We start from the raw sequence: 17,857 nt of genomic DNA, 5'->3' as shown, positions 1-17,857 counted from the left end.
CAGGATTAATATGAAGAGTGTTATCAGGATGATCATGCCGGGGATTATGCTACTATGTTTTTTTCTTCGTTCGGCTGCGGCGGCAGGAGATTCAGGGGACATACACCCTGGTAATTGCCGGTCTTTTACCAGGACCGGGAATGTCTTTGTATTTCATTGCACTAACGGAAGCAAAGTATCGGTAAAGGTATGCAGCCGGGAAGTGATTAAAATAAGTTATGCGCCTTCCGGTAGTTTTAAACGGAATAATGCCTCCTTCGCGGTGATAAAGGAGGACCTTGAAACAATAAGCGCCGGAACGGTTCAGATGCAGGAACAACGACAAACCTATGAGATCCATACCGGAAAGATTCAGATCCGGATCGGCAAAAGACCGTTCCGGCTGGATCTTTTTGACAAAGACGGGAAATTGATAGTGGGTGATTTTAAAGACAGCGGTCTGATCAGGGAAAAGGATACCGCTAAAATCATCTCGTATAAAACACTCCGTCCGGATGAGCAGTTTTTTGGTCTGGGCGAAAAAGCCGGCCCCCTGAACAGAAGGGGAAGGACCTATAAAATGTGGAACAGCGATCAACCCTGTTATGGCCCCGATCAGGATCCATTGTATAAAAGCATTCCATTTTTCCTGAGCAGTTACCGCTATGGGATCTTTTTTGATAATACCTATAAGAGCGAATTTATATTCGGCAAAAGATCGGCTGACGGCGGACCGGCCACCAGCGGAGCGGACAACAGCGGACCGGACAATAGTTTTTCTTTTGGGGCTGCCGGCGGAGAACTCGTCTATTATATTTTGGCGGGGAAAGATTATAAGGATATCCTCGAAAAATACAAACAACTTACCGGTAGCCCGATCATGCCACCAAAATGGGCCCTCGGATTTTCGCAATGCAGAGGATTGTACACGCGGGAGGACCAGGCCAGGAATATCGCCGCTGAATTCCGGAAAAGAAAGATCCCCTGCGATATTATTTACCAGGATATCGGCTGGACGGATGGCCTTCAGAATTTTTCCTGGAGAAAAAGAAATTATACCGATCCGAAAGGCATGCTGAAGACCTTGGATTCGCTGGGCTTTAAAATGATCGTTTCACAGGACCCTGTGATCTCACAGGCAACGAAGGAACAATGGCGGGAAGCGGACTCCCTTCATTTTTTCACTATAGACGTCCGTACCGGTAAATCATACGATATGCCCTGGCCCTGGGGAGGGAATTGCGGTGTCGTGGATTTTACCAATCCGGCCGTGGCCGACTGGTGGGGAGCTTATCAGCAGAAACCACTGAACGACGGTGTACGTGGCTTCTGGACCGACATGGGTGAACCCGCCTGGAGCAACGAAGATGCCGGCGATCGTTTGTTTATGAAACACTATGCGGGGATGCATGAGGAGATCCATAATGTATATGGGCTGACCTGGGATAAGATAGTTAAAGAACAATTCGAAAAACGAAATCCGGGCAAACGTATTTTCCAAATGACCAGGTCTGCCTATGCCGGTTTGCAACGATATACCTTCGGATGGTCCGGAGATTCGGGGAACGGAAATGATGTACTGGAAGGCTGGGACCGGCTTGCCGGGCAAATACCAGTCGGTCTTTCTGCCGGGATGGGTTTGCTGCCCTTCTGGGCCTGCGATATTTCCGGCTATTGCGGAGATATAAAAAATTATCCGGCCATGGCGGAATTGTATACCCGATGGTTGCAGTTTGGGGTGTTTAATCCGTTGAGCAGGGCCCATCATGAAGGAGATAATGCCGCCGAACCCTGGCTTTTCGGTAAGGCTTCCGAAGACGCCTGTCGGGCTGCCATTGAGTTGAAATACCAATTATTCCCTTATATCTATACCTATGCCAGAGTGGCGCATGATAAGGGTCTGCCACTGATGCGGGCCCTGTTGCTCGAATACCCTGACGATCCCGAGGCAGTAAAGGCGGACGGAGAATTTCTTTTTGGTAAGGAATTGCTGGTGGCACCCGTAGTTGAAAAAGGAGCAGTTACGAAAAAGGTATATTTGCCAAAGGGAGAATGGATCGGTTTTAAGGATGGTCAATTTAATGGCGTCCAAAAATATTATACGGGAGGGCAATGGGTGACCGTCGATGCACCTCTATCCGTCACCCCTTTATTCGTTCGCCGTGGCTCGATCATCCCTATGATGCCGGTTATGCAATTTATTCATGAACAAAAGTCTTATCCCGTTGCCCTCCATATTTACCCCCCCGCTCTTAATGAAAAGGCTTCTTTTGAATTGTATGAAGACGATGGCGAATCTTTAGGGTATCAAAAAGGAGAATTTGCCAGGACGACCTTCCGTTGCAGTACGATAAAGAAAGATGGTTATCGTTTTCAGATTTTAGCAAAACAAGGAAAAGGATACAGTACGCCGGGACCAAGGAATTTTTTATTGGAATTTCACGGGATGGTTAAGCCCGGATCCGTTATCCTGTCTAATCCGCGCCAGGCAAAAAAACATTCTGTCCCCATCCTATGGACCTGGAATGAAACGACCCATACCTGTACCGTTACTCTTCCTGATACCGGTAAGTCAACAGAATTGGAGATATTACCCCCCATCCCGGATTCGGCCTTCTTCCTGAAAAGGAGTACAGGTCAACCCCAGGCCTCACCTATATGGTACACGCAGGAATTCTCCCTTTACCGGGATAGTATCGTACAGCAACCCGGTTTCGTTTCCCATGCCTTGTCTTCCACCCGGCTCGTATCCAATTACAGCAGCCAGGGAAGTACCTTTAAAAGTTCCTCCATAAGTTTTAAATTCTGTATCAATGGGAAGGATAATGAAATGCTCTCCGGTCACGATCATCTCTTTAGTTATATACCCGGGAAAAACAAATCGGGTAACGGTTATGAAGAAACACCCCTTATCGTATTCGGAGAGCAATACGTAGATACGGCAATCGTACCCGCGAATGTCTTTCTTCCGGTGAATGCCAAATGGAAGGTCCGGTTGGATATGCGTCAGGTATTCAGGGCTTTCCATGAAAAAGGATTCTACACGAATTTTAAGGGGGAGAGGATCTATCAGCAGGATTTCCGCTCTGTAAGCATTGCCGGTAGTTCTTACCCCTTGATCTGGGTTTTTGATAATATCGCCAGCTACCCGGAATTACAAGTAAAGGACGATGACGGAGACGGAATCTATGAAGCGATCATTACCCTGAACCCGGCTAATCCTCCAGGGCAAAATCCAGGAAGCTGGAGTCTGACAAAGGATATATCTTCCTTTCCCCAATACCATTCGGATTATCCCATAACCGATGCAGTATACAATATGGCCCTGGAGGAAATGCAGAAGGCCATAGAACCGGATAGCACTTTCCGGACCGGCAAGGAATGGGCTGGTGTTTGGACCCGCGATATCAGTTACAGTATTCTTTTATCCATGGCCCGTCTGCAGCCCCGGGTTGCCCGGTATAGTCTGCTTAAAAAAGTGAATAAGAACGGGAAGATCATACAGGATAACGGGACGGGTGGCGCCTGGCCGGTTTCCACCGACCGGCTGATCTGGGCTGTTGCAGCCTGGGAATTATATCAATCCACCGGGGATAAGGATTGGCTGGAACAGGCTTACCGGATCATTAAAAATTCGATCGAAGACGATCTGCCTGTGATCTATGATCCGCTGACCGGACTGGTTAAAGGCGAATCTTCTTTTCTTGACTGGCGGGAACAAACTTATCCGAAATGGATGCAACCTGCCGATATTTTTGAATCGGAAAACCTGGGCACCAATGCTGTGCATTACCAGGCAAATAATATCCTGGCGCAAATGGCCGTCCTGCTGCATGATCCTGCGACGGCTGCTAAACATAAAATTATCGCGGAAAAAATTAAGACAGGGATCAATCAGTATATGTGGATGCCTGAAAAAGGATACTACGGTCAATACCTGTATGGCAGGGGTACCAAACAGCTTTCTCCCCGTTCGGAATCTCTGGGGGAGGCACTGACCGTTATTTTTAATATAGCGGACAGCGGCAGGAAGCAACAAATTCTCGGGCATACTCCGGTCACTGCATTTGGCATTCCCTGTATTTACCCGCAAATACCTGGCATCCCGCCTTACCATAATAACGCTGTGTGGCCTTTTGTACAGAGTTTCTGGTTATGGGCTGCAGCTAAAACCGGTAACGAACGCTCAGCTTTGGAAAGTATGGCCGATATATACCGGCCTGCTGGTCTATTCCTTACCAATAAAGAAAATTTTGTAGCTGATAACGGGGACTATCAGGGTACGCAGATCAATTCCAGTAACATGCTCTGGAGCCTTTCGGGGAATTTAAGTATCGTCTATTCCGTTTTGTTTGGGATGGAGTACCGGCAGGACAGCCTCGTCTTTCATCCCTTCGTTCCAAAGGCTCTTGCAGGTAAAAGAACACTTACGAATTTCTCCTACCGCAACGCACGCTTATCTATTTCAATGGAGGGCTATGGGAACCGAATACGTTCTTTTAGCATCGATGGGAAACAAACGGATCAAGCGGCCCTTCCAGGGGGCCTGAGTGGGGAGCATACGATTCATATCCTGCTGGCCAGTCAGCCGTTCCCGGAAGCAGCCATACATAAAATGGCAGATTATACTTCACCGCCTACACCGGAGCTCAGATTGACAGGAAGGGAGATCCAATGGGAACCGGTGGCAGGCGCGGTTTCCTACCGTGTATTCCGGAATGGAAAACCAGTTGCCGGAACGCAGAAGATATCCATGGCTGTGCCGGACACCGGCTATGCTGTTTACCAGGTTGAAGCAGTGGACACCGGACACCAGGCTTCCTTTTTAAGTGAACCTGTTTCCTTTTCTACGCAGGAGGCGGCTTTATACCAGGCAGAGGAGTATGGGCAAAAGGAGTCTTTGGAGGAGTCTTTGGAAACATCTTCGGTTGTTTGTAAGGGATATACCGGCAGCGGTTTTGCAGAGATCAGCACGAAAAGAAATACCCGTATGACAATCCCTGTCGTTATGGCAAAACCAGGAAAGTATTGGATTGATTTCAGGTATAGCAATGGGAATGGACCAACGAACACAGAGAATAAATGTGCCATCCGCACACTGAAGATCGACGGACTTTTCATCGGTTCTCTGGTTTTTCCACAAAGAGGTAAAGGGGAATGGTCAAATTGGGGTTTTAGTAATGGCTTACCTGTTCAGCTAAGAGCCGGTAAACATTTTATAACGCTCTCTTTTGAGCCTTACAATGACAATATGAATGGGGAGATTAACCAGGCGATGCTGGATTATTTGCGGGTGACGAGGGTTGAATGACCTCCCGATGATAATACGTTTAGAACCTGTGAAAGCCGACCACTTCCACGGATCTCCGTGGACGTTGATCCCAACCACCTTCCGGACGTTCGATCCTGCCGGTGTCGATAAAACGCAAAGTGGCATGTATATTCAAATAAGTTTCCCACCTTGCTTCCTTAAAATCATCGGAAAGTATAATTTCATTGGTGCTGTCTACGATGAATACATGCCCCATGCCATCGGTTTGGGGATTGGAATATCGAAGGATTCCGTTGATTTCTATCCCTGGCTGAGCCACCTCGGTTTTATGACATCCTGCCCAAAAGACGCAGGACAAACAAAAAAGGAACAATAGTTTTTTCATTAGAAAGATGTGCTTTTTCCTTAGACATCATTTTTCCACGGATCGTTGCCTGCTGTCTTGTTAAATCCTTGCATTCGATTGGAAAGAATTCAATTTAAATTGCGGTATTTAGCTTTTTATACCTAAATAAAACTGCACAAATATGCAATTTCTGACATTAGTGGAAACATTTAGGTATAGTTTAAGGGTTTACTATTAATTTAAATTTTTAATTCACAGTATATCAACTATTTATATTTTAAATTTTATTCGGTAAAATGCTGCTTAATGCAATAGGTAGCGGTTTTAGCAATTATATTTTTGTGCTATTTTGGTTACGCTGCTGCTATTTTTATTTTTTTTGACCGGAAAAACAATTCTACATTTGATTAGTTGCCGTTTTATGCGTTTTATTGCGTTTTTAAAATGACCACTCAAAACCAACTAATTAACTAATTGTTTATGAACAAGAAACTCTTTCTCCTTATCCTGGGTGTATGGTTCCTCGTGCATCCGGGTTTTGCCCAACTTTTTAATGTGACCGGAAAAGTAACCGCAGAGGATGGTTCTCCTTTATCCGGCGTTTCAGTAAAAGTAAAAGGCGCCCGTGCCGGGATCAGTACTAATTCCGATGGCTTTTTCTCCATCAAGGCGCAAACCGGGCAGATCCTGATTTTTAGTTTTGTAGGTGCTACACCGCTGGAAAAGGTAGTGGATGCATCAGGGGTTCTGAATGTGCAACTCATACAAGGCGCCCAAACATTAAGCGAAGTTGCTGTTACCGCCTTCGGCGTAAAACAGCAGGTCAGGAGCCTGGGTTTTTCCACACAGAATATTAAACCCCGTGAATTGGTTGAGTCACAACAGCCCAATATCGTGAATGCCATGCAAGGGAAGGTCGCCGGGGTGCAGATCACCAATTCAAGTGGTTCACCCGGCGCTTCTTCCAGCATTATGATCCGCGGGGGAAATTCCCTGAGCGGAAACAATCAGCCCTTATTCGTGGTCGACGGGATTCCCATCGACAACTCAACACCCGTGGGACAGGGTGGAGTGGTAGCTTCTTATGGTCCGGCTACCAACAGGGCCATTGATATCAATCCGGAAGATATCGGAAGTCTTACTGTGCTGAAGGGGCCCGCCGCTGCTGCGTTGTATGGCATCCGGGCTGCCTCCGGGGCGATTGTGATCACCACCAAAAAAGGATCCGGCGGAGCAGCCCGGGTAACCTATCAGGGAACGGTATCCCTGGACAAGGTCAATAAGCTGCCTAAATTGCAGGATAAATTCAAACAAGGGGCGAATGGCGTCTACGATCTTACTCAGCCTACTTCCTGGGGTTCCGCCTTTGCACCCGGTGAAACCATTTATGATAACCTGAAAGACTTTTTCAAAACTGCCTTTACCCAAAGTCATGATGTGTCGGTCAGCGGCAGCAACGACCGGTCAAATTATTATGCATCCGGTTCCTATTTTGATCAGGGGGCGGTATTCGATAATTCCCGTTTTAAAAGATCGTCATTCCGGATCAATGCCGATACCAAGATCGGAGAAAAAATTACGGTTGGCGCCTCAGCCAATTATGTACGAACGGAAAGAACTTATCTTCCCCAGGGCGATGGGAACGGAATAATGGGTGGCGTTTACTGGCCGAAGAACGATAATATGAAGAATTACCTCGATTCCAATGGCAATCAACGGGTCTTAAGTCCCGGAAGTTTTGATAACCCTTATTGGACCATTCAGAAAAAACCCATAACGGATCAGGTCAACCGTATCCTGGTGGTAGGTAATGTAGATTATAATCCTTTTTCTTTTTTGAATATTTCTTACCGGTTGGGAACCGATTATTATAACGACAGTTATAAGTCGGTAAAAATGCCGACGGGTTCCTTTAAAGGATCCGTTGATCAATCCATCAGTAATAACCAGATCACAACATCCACCCTGATCGTAACCGGAAAAAAATCCGTCAGGGATTTTAATTTCAGTCTGTCTGTTGGCCATAACCTGGAAAATTCGGTTTACCAGAGCACGACTTCGAATGCCGTACGTTTCATCGATCCTACTTTTCCCAGTATCAATAATACGGTTGCAGCGGATCGCTCCGTATCTGAATACCTGACACGCAGAAGGATCGTAGGTTTGTTCGGTGATTTCAATTTCGATTGGAAAGGGATCGTCTATCTGAATGCCAGGGGAAGGAATGACTGGTCTTCCACTTTGCCCGTAAGCGATAATTCCTTTTTTTATCCCGCCATCAGTACTTCGGTCATCCTTACCGACCTGTTGAAGGAAACCGGTGTACATTTTAATGACCATGTTTTTTCTTATGGCAAGATCAGGGCGGCCTACTCCGAAGTGGGCAAGGATGCTCCTCCGCATACGCTGACCACTTCGCTGGAGACGACTACCAATACATTCACGATCAATCCCAGGGGTTTTATCACCAACGCCAACAATGCTTTTGGCAATCCATCCCTGAGACCGGAATTTACCAAGGCATTCGAAGCAGGCGCCGATCTTCGTTTTATCGACAACCGTATCGGGCTGGATTTTACTTATTTCAGAAGCCAATCGGATAACCAGATCCTGGCTACCCGCGTCCCTCCTTCTGCAGGCGCCTTTCTGACCTATCTGAACGGGGGCTCGATCCGTAACGAAGGAGTGGAAATCGTGCTTAATGCCCGGCCCGTTGTCAGCCAGCATTTTCGCTGGTCCATCGATGTTAATTTTGCCCACAATACGTCCTATGTTAAGGAATTGCCAGGTCTGTTGACCAAGGTAGAGCTGTCCGATGCCTGGGTGAACAATAACGCCGCTGAAGCCGCCGCTTTCCTGCACGGAAGTTTATTCGGAATAAACGGACAATCCTGGAAACGTAATGCCACAGGACAGTTATTGTTGAATGATAACGGTTACCCGCAGGTAAAGGACTATTCGAATATCGGGGACCGCAATCCCCGATACACGGCAGGCATCACCAATACTTTCAATTATAAGAGTTTTATGTTCTCCTTCATGGTCGATATACGCCAGGGAGGAAAGGTCTTTAATGCCACCGAAAATACCCTGGTGGTCTCAGGCTTAAGCCGCAAAACACTGGACCGCGGAACCAAAGTTTTTGACGGGGTCATCGAATCCACCGGTAAACCCAATACTATTGCGGTTCCTTTAAGCCAGGATTATTACCAGCAGCTCTACGCTAGCCAGGGTTATGATTTTGTTGAGGATGGAGGCTGGACAAGACTTCGTTATGCTTCATTGAGCTATAATTTCCCGGCCAGACTTATCGGATCACAGATCAAGGGGTTGTCGATTACCCTGACAGGCCGTAACCTGATCCTGATCACCAAATATTCCGGTGTCGATCCGGAGGTTTCCGGCAGTGGCGCGGGAGTGGGCGGATCCGGTTCCTTTGGTTTTGATAATCTAGGCGTTCCTGCAACCAAAGGTGTAGACCTGGGCTTAAAAATCACGTTTTAATTCATCTGTACGGGCAATTATCCATACGAGCCGTATAAAATAAAAACATCAGCGTATGAAAAATTATATAAAGTACATGGACAAAGGAATCGCCGCCATTTTATTTAGCGGTTTGATGTTGTCTGTTTCCTGTAAAAAATACCTGGACGTAAATAAAGATCCCAATAACCCTTCTGTTGTATCGGCGGCTAATCGTCTCGTAGGTGCCATTACCACCTCCAATGGCGCCGCCATGTGGCGGGGTGCCAGGGAAGTAGCGGCCATCACACAATATGGTTGTGCGAAAACCCGGAACAACGCCGAAACCTGGCGTATGACCTCGGCTTATTTCCTGATGCAGAATACCTATGTGTGGTCGATGCCCAATTGTGTCGATATGATCAATTTAGGTAGAACGGAAGGCAGCCCCGTCTTTATGGGCGCCGGCGAAACCTTGCTGGCCGTCAATTTCGGGTTGCTGACCGATCAGCTGGGGAGTATTGTGGTGGATGATTTTTATAATGGAACGTCCCAGCTTAATCTGCTGCCCAAATTTCAGGACCAGCAAACCGTTTATCTGCGGCTGGATTCCCTGCTGAATGCGGCCATCTCCCATCTCAGCGAAACCAATAATAAGACCACGCTGAACTCGGCGGGTGGAGATATCATCTATAAAGGAGATGCCTCCAAATGGAAACGGTTCGCCTGGGCGCTGAAGGCCAGGTATCTGAATCATCTTTCCAAAAAAACAAGTCTCTACAATGCGCAGAAGATCATCGAGGCTTGCAGCAATGCCTTCAACGGAGATGGCATGGACGCTGAATTTGCCCATCTGCATGTAGATCCCAATCAGAATACCAATCTCGATACGGACAGAAATCCCTGGTTCTCCTGGGGTGGTTTCGATACCGGGGGTATTACAGACCCCAACAACCCCAATTACAATCCAAGATATCTTTCCTGGAGCCAGTTTTTTGTGAATATGCTGACCTCTTTCCCGGTTACCAATAATTTGTACACCGATCCGCGGATCGGCAAGATCATGCAGCCTGCTCTTTCAGACGGGCAATACAGGGGTCAGCGGTCGGGTGGCAAACTGACCGGCGGTCAGGGTTTATTACCCGATGGTCAGCCTGGTGATGCGACGAAGACCAATGCCAATGATTTCGGCAGGTTCAGCAATAGCGGCTTTTATACGAACGAGACTTCGGCTACTGCTTTTATAACCTATTCCGAAGTCAAGTTCATTGAATCCGAAGCGCGGTTACGGTCAGGTGATAGTCCCGGTGCTTTGGCCGCTTATGAAGAAGGCGTGAAATCCAATATGCGCAAAATGGGTGTTTCGGTAACGGATATAAACACCTATTGGGCCGCACAACTCGCCGATGGATTGAACGCTCACTTTAGCGATCTTACCCAGGGCCTGAGCCATATTATGCGGCAGAAATATATTGCCCTCTGTCTGAACCCGGAAACCTGGGTCGATATGCGGAGAGCCGATTACAGCCAGGATATTTACGGGCCATCCCTGGTTCGTCCACTGGATCTGAATTCGACTGTATTTACAGCTCCCAATCAATGGATACTGGCCCTGTGTTACGAGAGCAATGAGGAGGTACGTAACCCGGCTGCCATTCTTTCTGCCGGGGGCAATACACCTCAGGTCCGTTTGCTCACGCCGCTTTGGTGGGATACGGCGAATTAATAAAGCAGGTAGTAAGTATTATAACATGAGCAACACACAGACAAACGGAAGCCCTTACCTTAGGGCTTCTTTTTTTGTGGGCCTAGCCCACAAAAAAGCCGAAGGCCGACATTAGCGATTAAGGGCAGGGCAGTTATTTTTTGAAGAAAACTGCCCTGCCCTTAATTTTGTTTTATTCAGGGAAAAAAGAAATTTATGCGGTTTTGTCATTCAGTTTATATTAAGTCAATACCTCTTCTGCTGATCGTTCTGTCAATGGGTTCATTCTCCAGGGTTTTCGCGCAGATCCCTTCACAGACTTCATCAGGGAATTCCGACTTTGCAAAGATCGACAAACAACTGGAGGCCAGACTACGGGTACTGGTGGACTCTTTTCACGGCACTGCCGGTATCTATGTTCGCAACCTTAAGACAGGAAAAGAGGCTGCGATAAATGCGGATACGATTTTCCCAACGGCCAGCATCGTCAAGCTACCTATTTTGATTGGTATCTTCGATAAGATCCGTCAGGGCGCCTATACCTACCATCAACCGCTGCGCTACAGGGATTCCATGGCGCGTGGAGGTTCCGGCCTGATGCAATATTTTAAAGACAGTACGGAAACCGATCTGAAAACGGCGATTACCTTAATGATCACGCAAAGCGATAACGCGGCCTCTGTTTGGTGCGAAAAACTGGCTGGCGGAGGGATCGCCATCAATGCCTGGCTGGCTGCTCATGGGTTCGGAAATACGCGGGTGAATGCCCGGACCCCGGGCAGGGAAGGAAATAAAGAATTATATGGCTGGGGACAGACCACTCCCCGGGAAATGGCGGATCTGCTTGCGATGATCCGCCAGGGCAAGGCAGTCAGCCCGGAGGCGGACGAGACCATGTACCGCATCCTTACACATATTTTCTGGGACGAATATGCTCTTTCTCAAATACCGCGTACCGCATCCTTACACATATTTTCTGGGACGAATATGCTCTTTCTCAAATACCGCCTTATATACAGACGGCATCCAAACAGGGAATGGTGGATGATTCCCGGTCCGAGGTGGTGCTGGTAAATGCCCCTCACGGAGATTATGTATTTTATGTGGCTACCAGGAATAACAAAGATCAAAGATGGGTCCCCGAAAATGAAGCCTGGCAATTGGCGCGAAAGGTATCTGCCTTCTTATGGAATTATTACGAACCACATTCCGGGTGGAAACCCGCAGCCGGTGCAGAGAAATATTGGGAGTAGGCAGGTAGGTTCAGCAAGGCTATTTAAGGAAACGGGTATTATTCATGAATGCTCATGACTGGTACAGAACAATGAGCCGCGATTTTCTTTGCATGGCTCCTGTGAAATTCCAACAGACTATGTTTTTTGGGAAAGACCAGCAGAAGATCAATCTGATTTTTTTCTACATATTCGTTGAGCCCCTCTTCTACCTTTTCGGCGTGGATAAAATGGACATCCGGGAAAATATCCCTGAAATTGTCCTTGCGGGAGTTATAAGCGAAAACGGTTTGGCCTTCCAGTTGTCTGTCTTTTTCCCCTGTGCTGATATGGATCACTTCCAGGCTGGCCGAAAAAATTTCCCGGAGCTCATTCAGAAAGGCAACCTGCATACCGGCAGTGAGGTCTTTGGGATCACATGCCAATACGATCTTTTTTATGGGTTGGAAAGAGCTTTTTGCCGGAACGATTATTAGGGGATAATGTAAATTATGGATGGCGACCTGCGTTTTACGGCCTGCCAGTAAAGTTTCAAACGAAGGAACAGAATTGCCCATGATCACCGCAAACGGGTTTTTCCGGGCGCAAAATTGTTCAAGCCGGTATTCCAGCGATCCCGTTTCCAGAGAGATAAAAATATTCTGTTTGCCCTTTGTTCTTTTGAGCAATTCTTCCCAGATCTCCTGGAGTCCTTCTGCCCCGTTCTTTAGCATTTCTTCGAAGATGGCGTCGCTCATAGGGATTTCGGCCGGAGTAACGGGCATCTCTACTACATGGATCAGGTGCAGGTCAGCCTGTATAGACTGGGCCATATCCGCGGCATAACGGGCAGCATTGTTGGAACAGACTGAAAAATTGACAGGAACTACTATTGTTTTCATGTTATTTTTTTCGTTTTGTACAATTGTATTCGATTTCTGTAATATCAAAATTGGCATAACAAAAATCTCCTTCCTCCAATCTCCAGATAGCCTTCGCCTTTGTAGGAATATGTACGCCATTGATTTCCTTATATGCATCCATTTGAAGGATCCATGTTTCCAGCCTTTTTTTGTCCATGAATCTTTTTGTTTCCATTTCGGCTATTTCTCCCTTTTCATTAAAATGCACCTTAAACTGCAGGAGCTGATCGTAATATCTCAAATTCAACATCGCCGTTTGCTCGTCGACCGGTATCCATTTTAAGACTTTATCCGGTTTATTCCGGCCATCAGGCATCAGGTTTGTCGGGAACCAGACGCTTTCACCCAGCCATCTCAGCAATTCACCCTGATTATAAGCTACTCCTTCGCCCTTCAAAATCCTGAACAGGGACAGGAGATATACCTGTAGCCGGCCTTTTCCTTCTAAATAGGAATCGAAGGCGGTAAAATACCGGGTGCTTCCTTTCCAGATAAATCCTGGGTTTTCGGTAGTAAAATATTCTTCTCCCTCTATATTCGTCCATTTGCCTTTAAGGCCGGTCTTAAATTGTCCCGTATGTCGAAGCCTGACTGAACTGATATAGGGCTGTCCTTCCTTCAATACATACCGGAAATACCGCTGAACCGGGCCTGGCAATCCTGTTAGCCGGCGGAATTGAAAAGTTTTATGGCAGATATCCGGCGATAGGGATAACAGACGGGTTAGGTCTCTCTTATAATTCCTGTTCGAAAGAATTTTTCCCATTATTCCCGCCATTATCATTATTATCACTAAACTGATTACAATACTCATAACCGACATTTCAAGGTCTAAAATACCCGATAAAAGCCTTGCAAAACATGATAGTAATGGGAGGGGAACATGATCTTGCTCATTGTCTCTTAAATATCTTCCGGGTGATAATTGATATGCCGGGAAATGGGATGCAAACTTTCCCATCTTTCAACCGGAGAACCGATTATTACACGGTGATCACCGGCAAAACAGGGTATTTTAAGGTGATTACTTAACTTGGCGGCGATGATCAGTTTTAATTCAGTCTGCTCCTTGTTTTCCAACTGCAGATCGGCCTGAATGGAACCACCTATTTCTCTGATCAGGTGATTGTCATACAAAAGCCTCTCCAGTTCCCAGTCCAGGACCGTGATATCAAATTCCCTGTCTCCGGTCTTTTGTTTGTAACGGATAACTGCATTGTAAGAATGCTCTTTATAATCGAAATCAATAAAAACTTTTTTCATGATTTTGTATTTTAGTAATGTGCGATAAAAATCGGAAGATTGACTGTCTTTACGATAAGCCGGGCATGACTGGGTTTAAAGAACCGGGATAACATGGTCCTGCCGTAAGCTCCCATTACCACGATCCCGTTTTTTCTTTCAATAAGGTATGCGAATAACTGATCCGATGGCTCTCCTTTTAGTATGACGAACTCCACATGGGAATAATGATTTTTTAGCCATTCCTTCATTTTGAATTGTTCCTCCAGGGCTTCCCCGCCGTCCCGGAAAACGCTGATCACTATGGCTTTTTTGTCCTTCAGTTCCGGGAAAAGGTAAGTGAATTGTTTGATGGCGAATACCGAAGATTTTGACCCGTTATAGGAGAAAAGGATATCATCGATACTTTCGAAGCTGTATGGGGAAATGATGACGGGGCATTCGGCCTCCACCAGCACCTCTTTCACGAAACGCCCTGGAAGTACCTCGTTGTTTTGGGTGAAAGAAGTCTCCGGGTCAATGACTACAATATCCGCAAATCGGCTCTCTTCTACAATCTCCGTTGACGGCACGCCCCGGTCACGGTGAACCCGGGTCTGTACCCCCCTGCAGTCGCAGGCCACTTTAAAGGTCCGGATAATTTCTTCAGTAATTCTGGTTTCTTTTTTTTCTACCAAAGAACTTGATCCGGATGCGCTATTTATATAGGGCGACCCTTGTACTATCTTCATTACGAGTCTTTCTCCAAAATAAAGGTCTTCCAGGAATACGCCTGTCAGATGGGAACGGGTAAGGCTGGCCAGGTAACACGCAAAATCGATGCTGCTCATATTTATGTTCTGCGGGTCGAGGGCTAACAATATCTTATCCATGATTATTATTTTTATAAAGTAACAACGATCGGAGACGGATAAAAATGAGCAAGGTCATTGGTTGATGTGATTGTCATCATTGCTGAGGCATCCGGAATAAGGGTACCTTTATCCCATAAAACGGTAAACTATCTCTCCCCATCTAAAAAAGAAAATATGAAAGCATTAGTATACGAAGGTCCCGGGAAAAAATCATGGATGGACAAACCAAAACCCGTAATTAAGGAACCGACCGATGTCATTGTCAGGATCCTCCAAACGACGATTTGTGGTACGGACCTCCATATTTTGAAGGGGGATGTGCCGGAAGTGGTGAATGGCAGGATCCTGGGCCATGAGGGTGTAGGAGTTATTGAGGAGACTGGCAGCCAGGTCAATCATGTCAAAGTTGGAGATCATGTACTTATCTCCTGTATCACTTCCTGCGGCCAGTGTGCATATTGCAAAAAGGGCATGTATTCTCATTGCGAAAAGGGAGGGTGGATATTAGGTCACCTGATCGATGGTACCCAGGCAGAATTTGTAAGGATCCCTTATGCTGACAATAGCCTTTATAAGATACCTGCAGGCATGGATGAAGAGGCGCTGGTCATGTTAAGTGATATATTGCCCACCGGATTCGAATGCGGAGTCCTGAATGGCAGGATTCAGCCTGGAAATACGGTAGCTATTGTCGGAGCAGGTCCGATCGGGCTCGCTGCCTTACTGACGGCACAGTTTTACTCCCCAGCAGAAATAATCCTTATCGACCTGGATGATAACCGGCTGGAAGTGGCCAGGCAATTTGGCGCAACCCGGACGATCAATAGCCGGACTGAAAAGGCTATAGAAAAGATTATGGAATATACCGGCAATATAGGGGTGGATACAGCAATCGAAGCGGTAGGCATTCCGGCGACCTTTGAATTATGTCAATCCATCATAGCTCCGGGAGGGACGATTGCGAATATCGGCGTGCATGGTAAAAGTGTCGAACTCCACCTGGAAACTTTATGGTCAAAAAATATTACTATTACCACACGCTTAGTGGACACCGTTACCACGCCGATGTTGCTAAAGACGGTACAATCAAAAAAATTGACACCTTCCCTGCTGATTACTCACCGGTTCAGGCTGGAGGATATCCTTAAGGCCTATGATACCTTCCATCATGCGGATAAAGAAAAGGCGTTGAAAGTGATATTAGCCAATGATTGAGGGAAAAACCGGTTACTTGCCGTAATTTAGCCCGAATCTTCTTCAATCATGTTCAAGGAAAAATCACTTCCTGTACTTTTATTCTGTTCCATCGTTACGATAGCTTCTGCTGTATTGCAGTATCTCAACCCGGGGTTCAGCTTTTTTGACGGAGGATTGATCGCTGCCATCCTGCTGACCATCTTCCTGAAAAATGACAGCTACACGAAATTGTTCGGTGGAGTCAGTATCCTTTTGATCGTGATCGCCTCTTTTTACGATTATGAAGGGATGCTCCGTCAACAGGTAATTATGCAGCACCTGTTCTCCCTGATCATCGTCATCATGGCGACGATCTTCGTGTTATATGTAAAAAAACTGTACCGGTCCATCGAATCCGAACAACAACAGGTGAATGCCTTATTCGAGCACGCGACGGAAGGGATTATCCTTACCAACGATAAAGGAAAAATAGTGCTTTTAAATCCTGCAGCATCAAAGCTGTTCGGTTATGAAAAAGAAGAATTGCTGGGAGGGTCAGTAGAATTATTGATCCCACAGCGGATCCATCCTTCGCATGAAAAATACCGGGAGGGTTTTTATCATAACCCGGGGAACCGGACAATGGGGCATGGAAGGGATTTGTTTGCCCGTAAGAAAGATGGAAAGGAATTTCCGGTGGAGGTGAGCCTAAGCTATTACCAGCAAAAGAGTGCTCTTTTCGTTATCGCTTTTATCGTAGATATTACCCAGCGCAAACAAGCCGAACAGGATTTACTGGCCCAGAAAACCCAGTTGGAAAAGATTACGGAAGATGTCCGGAAATTAAACATCGATCTCGAAACTAAAGTGGAGCAAAGAACCTTGATACTTCGGGAAGCCTTGCAGGAGCTGGAACGTTCGCAACAGGAATTGAACGATGCGTTGAGCAAAGAAAAAGAGCTGAGCGAGATCAAATCACGTTTTGTGTCGATGGCTTCCCATGAGTTCAGGACTCCTTTAAGTACTGTCCTTTCCTCTGCAGCCTTATTGTCCAGATATACCCGGTCAGAAGACCAGGACAAAAGGGATAAACATATCAAACGGATAAAGGATTCTGTCAAACATCTAAATGGCCTGTTGGAAGATTTTCTATCCCTGGGAAGATTGGAAGAAGGGAAAATATTGGCGAAACCGGAAAGTTTCCTTGTAAATGATTTTCTGGAAGAAGTAGTGGAAGAAATTAAAGCGCTGGCAAAAGATGGTCAGACAATCGATTATGAATATTCGGGTGCGGGTGAGTTTTTTAGTGATAAACGCCTGCTCCGGAATATCCTCATTAATCTTTTGAGCAATGCAGTTAAGTTCTCTACGGAAGGAGGGAAAGTCCGGTTAAAGGTCTCGGATACACCGGCAAACGGATTAACCCTGTCTGTAACAGATCAGGGCATCGGTGTTTCGGAAGACGACCAGCAACACCTGTTCAGCAGTTTCTATCGTGGAACAAATGCCTTGAATATAGAAGGAACAGGATTGGGCCTTCATATTGTAAAAAGATACCTTGATTTGTTAGACGGCTCCATCCGGTTGGAGAGTGTTTTGGATAAAGGGACTACGATAACAGTTACCGTTCCTGAAGGGAAGGGCCGGGAGGAGCGAATGGATTAAGGAATGGGTTAATGTGTGGGTT

The 17,857-nt window shown here is 46.4% G+C and carries 12 protein-coding genes; 7 read left to right on the top strand and 5 right to left on the bottom strand.

The features are described 5' to 3' along the window. Positions 1-10 precede the first annotated feature (10 nt). Positions 11-5,290, top strand: a complete 5,280-nt coding sequence (locus tag ACX0G9_RS11000) for a TIM-barrel domain-containing protein (RefSeq protein ID WP_459064948.1) — start codon at positions 11-13, stop codon at positions 5,288-5,290. Between the two features lie 19 nt (positions 5,291-5,309). Here the strand turns inward: ACX0G9_RS11000 and ACX0G9_RS10995 are convergent, their stop codons facing one another. Beyond that, positions 5,310-5,636 (bottom strand): hypothetical protein, encoded by a 327-nt coding sequence (locus ACX0G9_RS10995; protein WP_459064947.1) that lies wholly within the window; start codon positions 5,634-5,636, stop codon positions 5,310-5,312. 441 nt (positions 5,637-6,077) lie between these two features. On the opposite strand from ACX0G9_RS10995, the gene ACX0G9_RS10990 reads away from it, so the two are divergent. From ACX0G9_RS10990 to ACX0G9_RS10975, 4 genes are all read left to right on the top strand, one after another. Then, positions 6,078-9,101, top strand: a complete 3,024-nt coding sequence (locus ACX0G9_RS10990) for a SusC/RagA family TonB-linked outer membrane protein (protein WP_459064946.1) — start codon at positions 6,078-6,080, stop codon at positions 9,099-9,101. Positions 9,102-9,156: 55 nt separating this feature from the next. Continuing rightward, positions 9,157-10,785 carry a SusD/RagB family nutrient-binding outer membrane lipoprotein gene (locus tag ACX0G9_RS10985; RefSeq protein WP_459064945.1) on the top strand — a complete coding sequence of 543 codons (1,629 nt, stop codon included), beginning with the start codon at positions 9,157-9,159 and terminating at the stop codon, positions 10,783-10,785. Between the two features lie 195 nt (positions 10,786-10,980). Continuing rightward, on the top strand, positions 10,981-11,838 hold the full coding sequence (locus ACX0G9_RS10980) for a serine hydrolase (RefSeq protein WP_459064944.1): 858 nt from the start codon (positions 10,981-10,983) through the stop codon (positions 11,836-11,838). Further along, the gene (locus ACX0G9_RS10975) at positions 11,802-12,017 is read left to right on the top strand and encodes a hypothetical protein (RefSeq protein ID WP_459064943.1); all 216 of its coding nucleotides are present in this window, start codon (positions 11,802-11,804) and stop codon (positions 12,015-12,017) included. Before ACX0G9_RS10980 ends, ACX0G9_RS10975 begins: the two co-directional genes overlap by 37 nt. Positions 12,018-12,055: 38 nt before the next feature. On the opposite strand, the gene ACX0G9_RS10970 is transcribed toward ACX0G9_RS10975, so the two are convergent. The 4 genes from ACX0G9_RS10970 to ACX0G9_RS10955 form a co-directional block, all read right to left on the bottom strand. Beyond that, positions 12,056-12,877 (bottom strand): universal stress protein, encoded by an 822-nt coding sequence (locus ACX0G9_RS10970; RefSeq protein ID WP_459064942.1) that lies wholly within the window; start codon positions 12,875-12,877, stop codon positions 12,056-12,058. A 1-nt stretch (position 12,878) separates the two neighbouring features. Beyond that, entirely contained in the window at positions 12,879-13,664 is a 786-nt protein-coding gene (locus tag ACX0G9_RS10965) for a DUF6544 family protein (protein WP_459064941.1), read from the bottom strand. Positions 13,665-13,801: 137 nt separating this feature from the next. Beyond that, on the bottom strand, positions 13,802-14,161 hold the full coding sequence (locus tag ACX0G9_RS10960; protein ID WP_459064940.1) for a hypothetical protein: 360 nt from the start codon (positions 14,159-14,161) through the stop codon (positions 13,802-13,804). A gap of 11 nt (positions 14,162-14,172) precedes the next feature. After that, the gene (locus tag ACX0G9_RS10955; protein WP_459064939.1) at positions 14,173-15,012 is read right to left on the bottom strand and encodes a hypothetical protein; all 840 of its coding nucleotides are present in this window, start codon (positions 15,010-15,012) and stop codon (positions 14,173-14,175) included. A 156-nt stretch (positions 15,013-15,168) separates the two neighbouring features. On the opposite strand from ACX0G9_RS10955, the gene ACX0G9_RS10950 reads away from it, so the two are divergent. Both ACX0G9_RS10950 and ACX0G9_RS10945 read left to right on the top strand, forming a co-directional pair. Then, entirely contained in the window at positions 15,169-16,209 is a 1,041-nt protein-coding gene (locus ACX0G9_RS10950) for a zinc-dependent alcohol dehydrogenase family protein (RefSeq protein ID WP_459064938.1), read from the top strand. A gap of 48 nt (positions 16,210-16,257) precedes the next feature. Beyond that, positions 16,258-17,835 carry a sensor histidine kinase gene (locus ACX0G9_RS10945; protein WP_459064937.1) on the top strand — a complete coding sequence of 526 codons (1,578 nt, stop codon included), beginning with the start codon at positions 16,258-16,260 and terminating at the stop codon, positions 17,833-17,835. The last annotated feature ends 22 nt before the right edge of the window (positions 17,836-17,857 follow it).

The organism is Flavitalea flava (assembly GCF_054461575.1).
The sequence above is the reverse complement of the archived record's forward strand: the minus strand, read 5'-3'. Positions and strand labels throughout refer to the sequence as shown.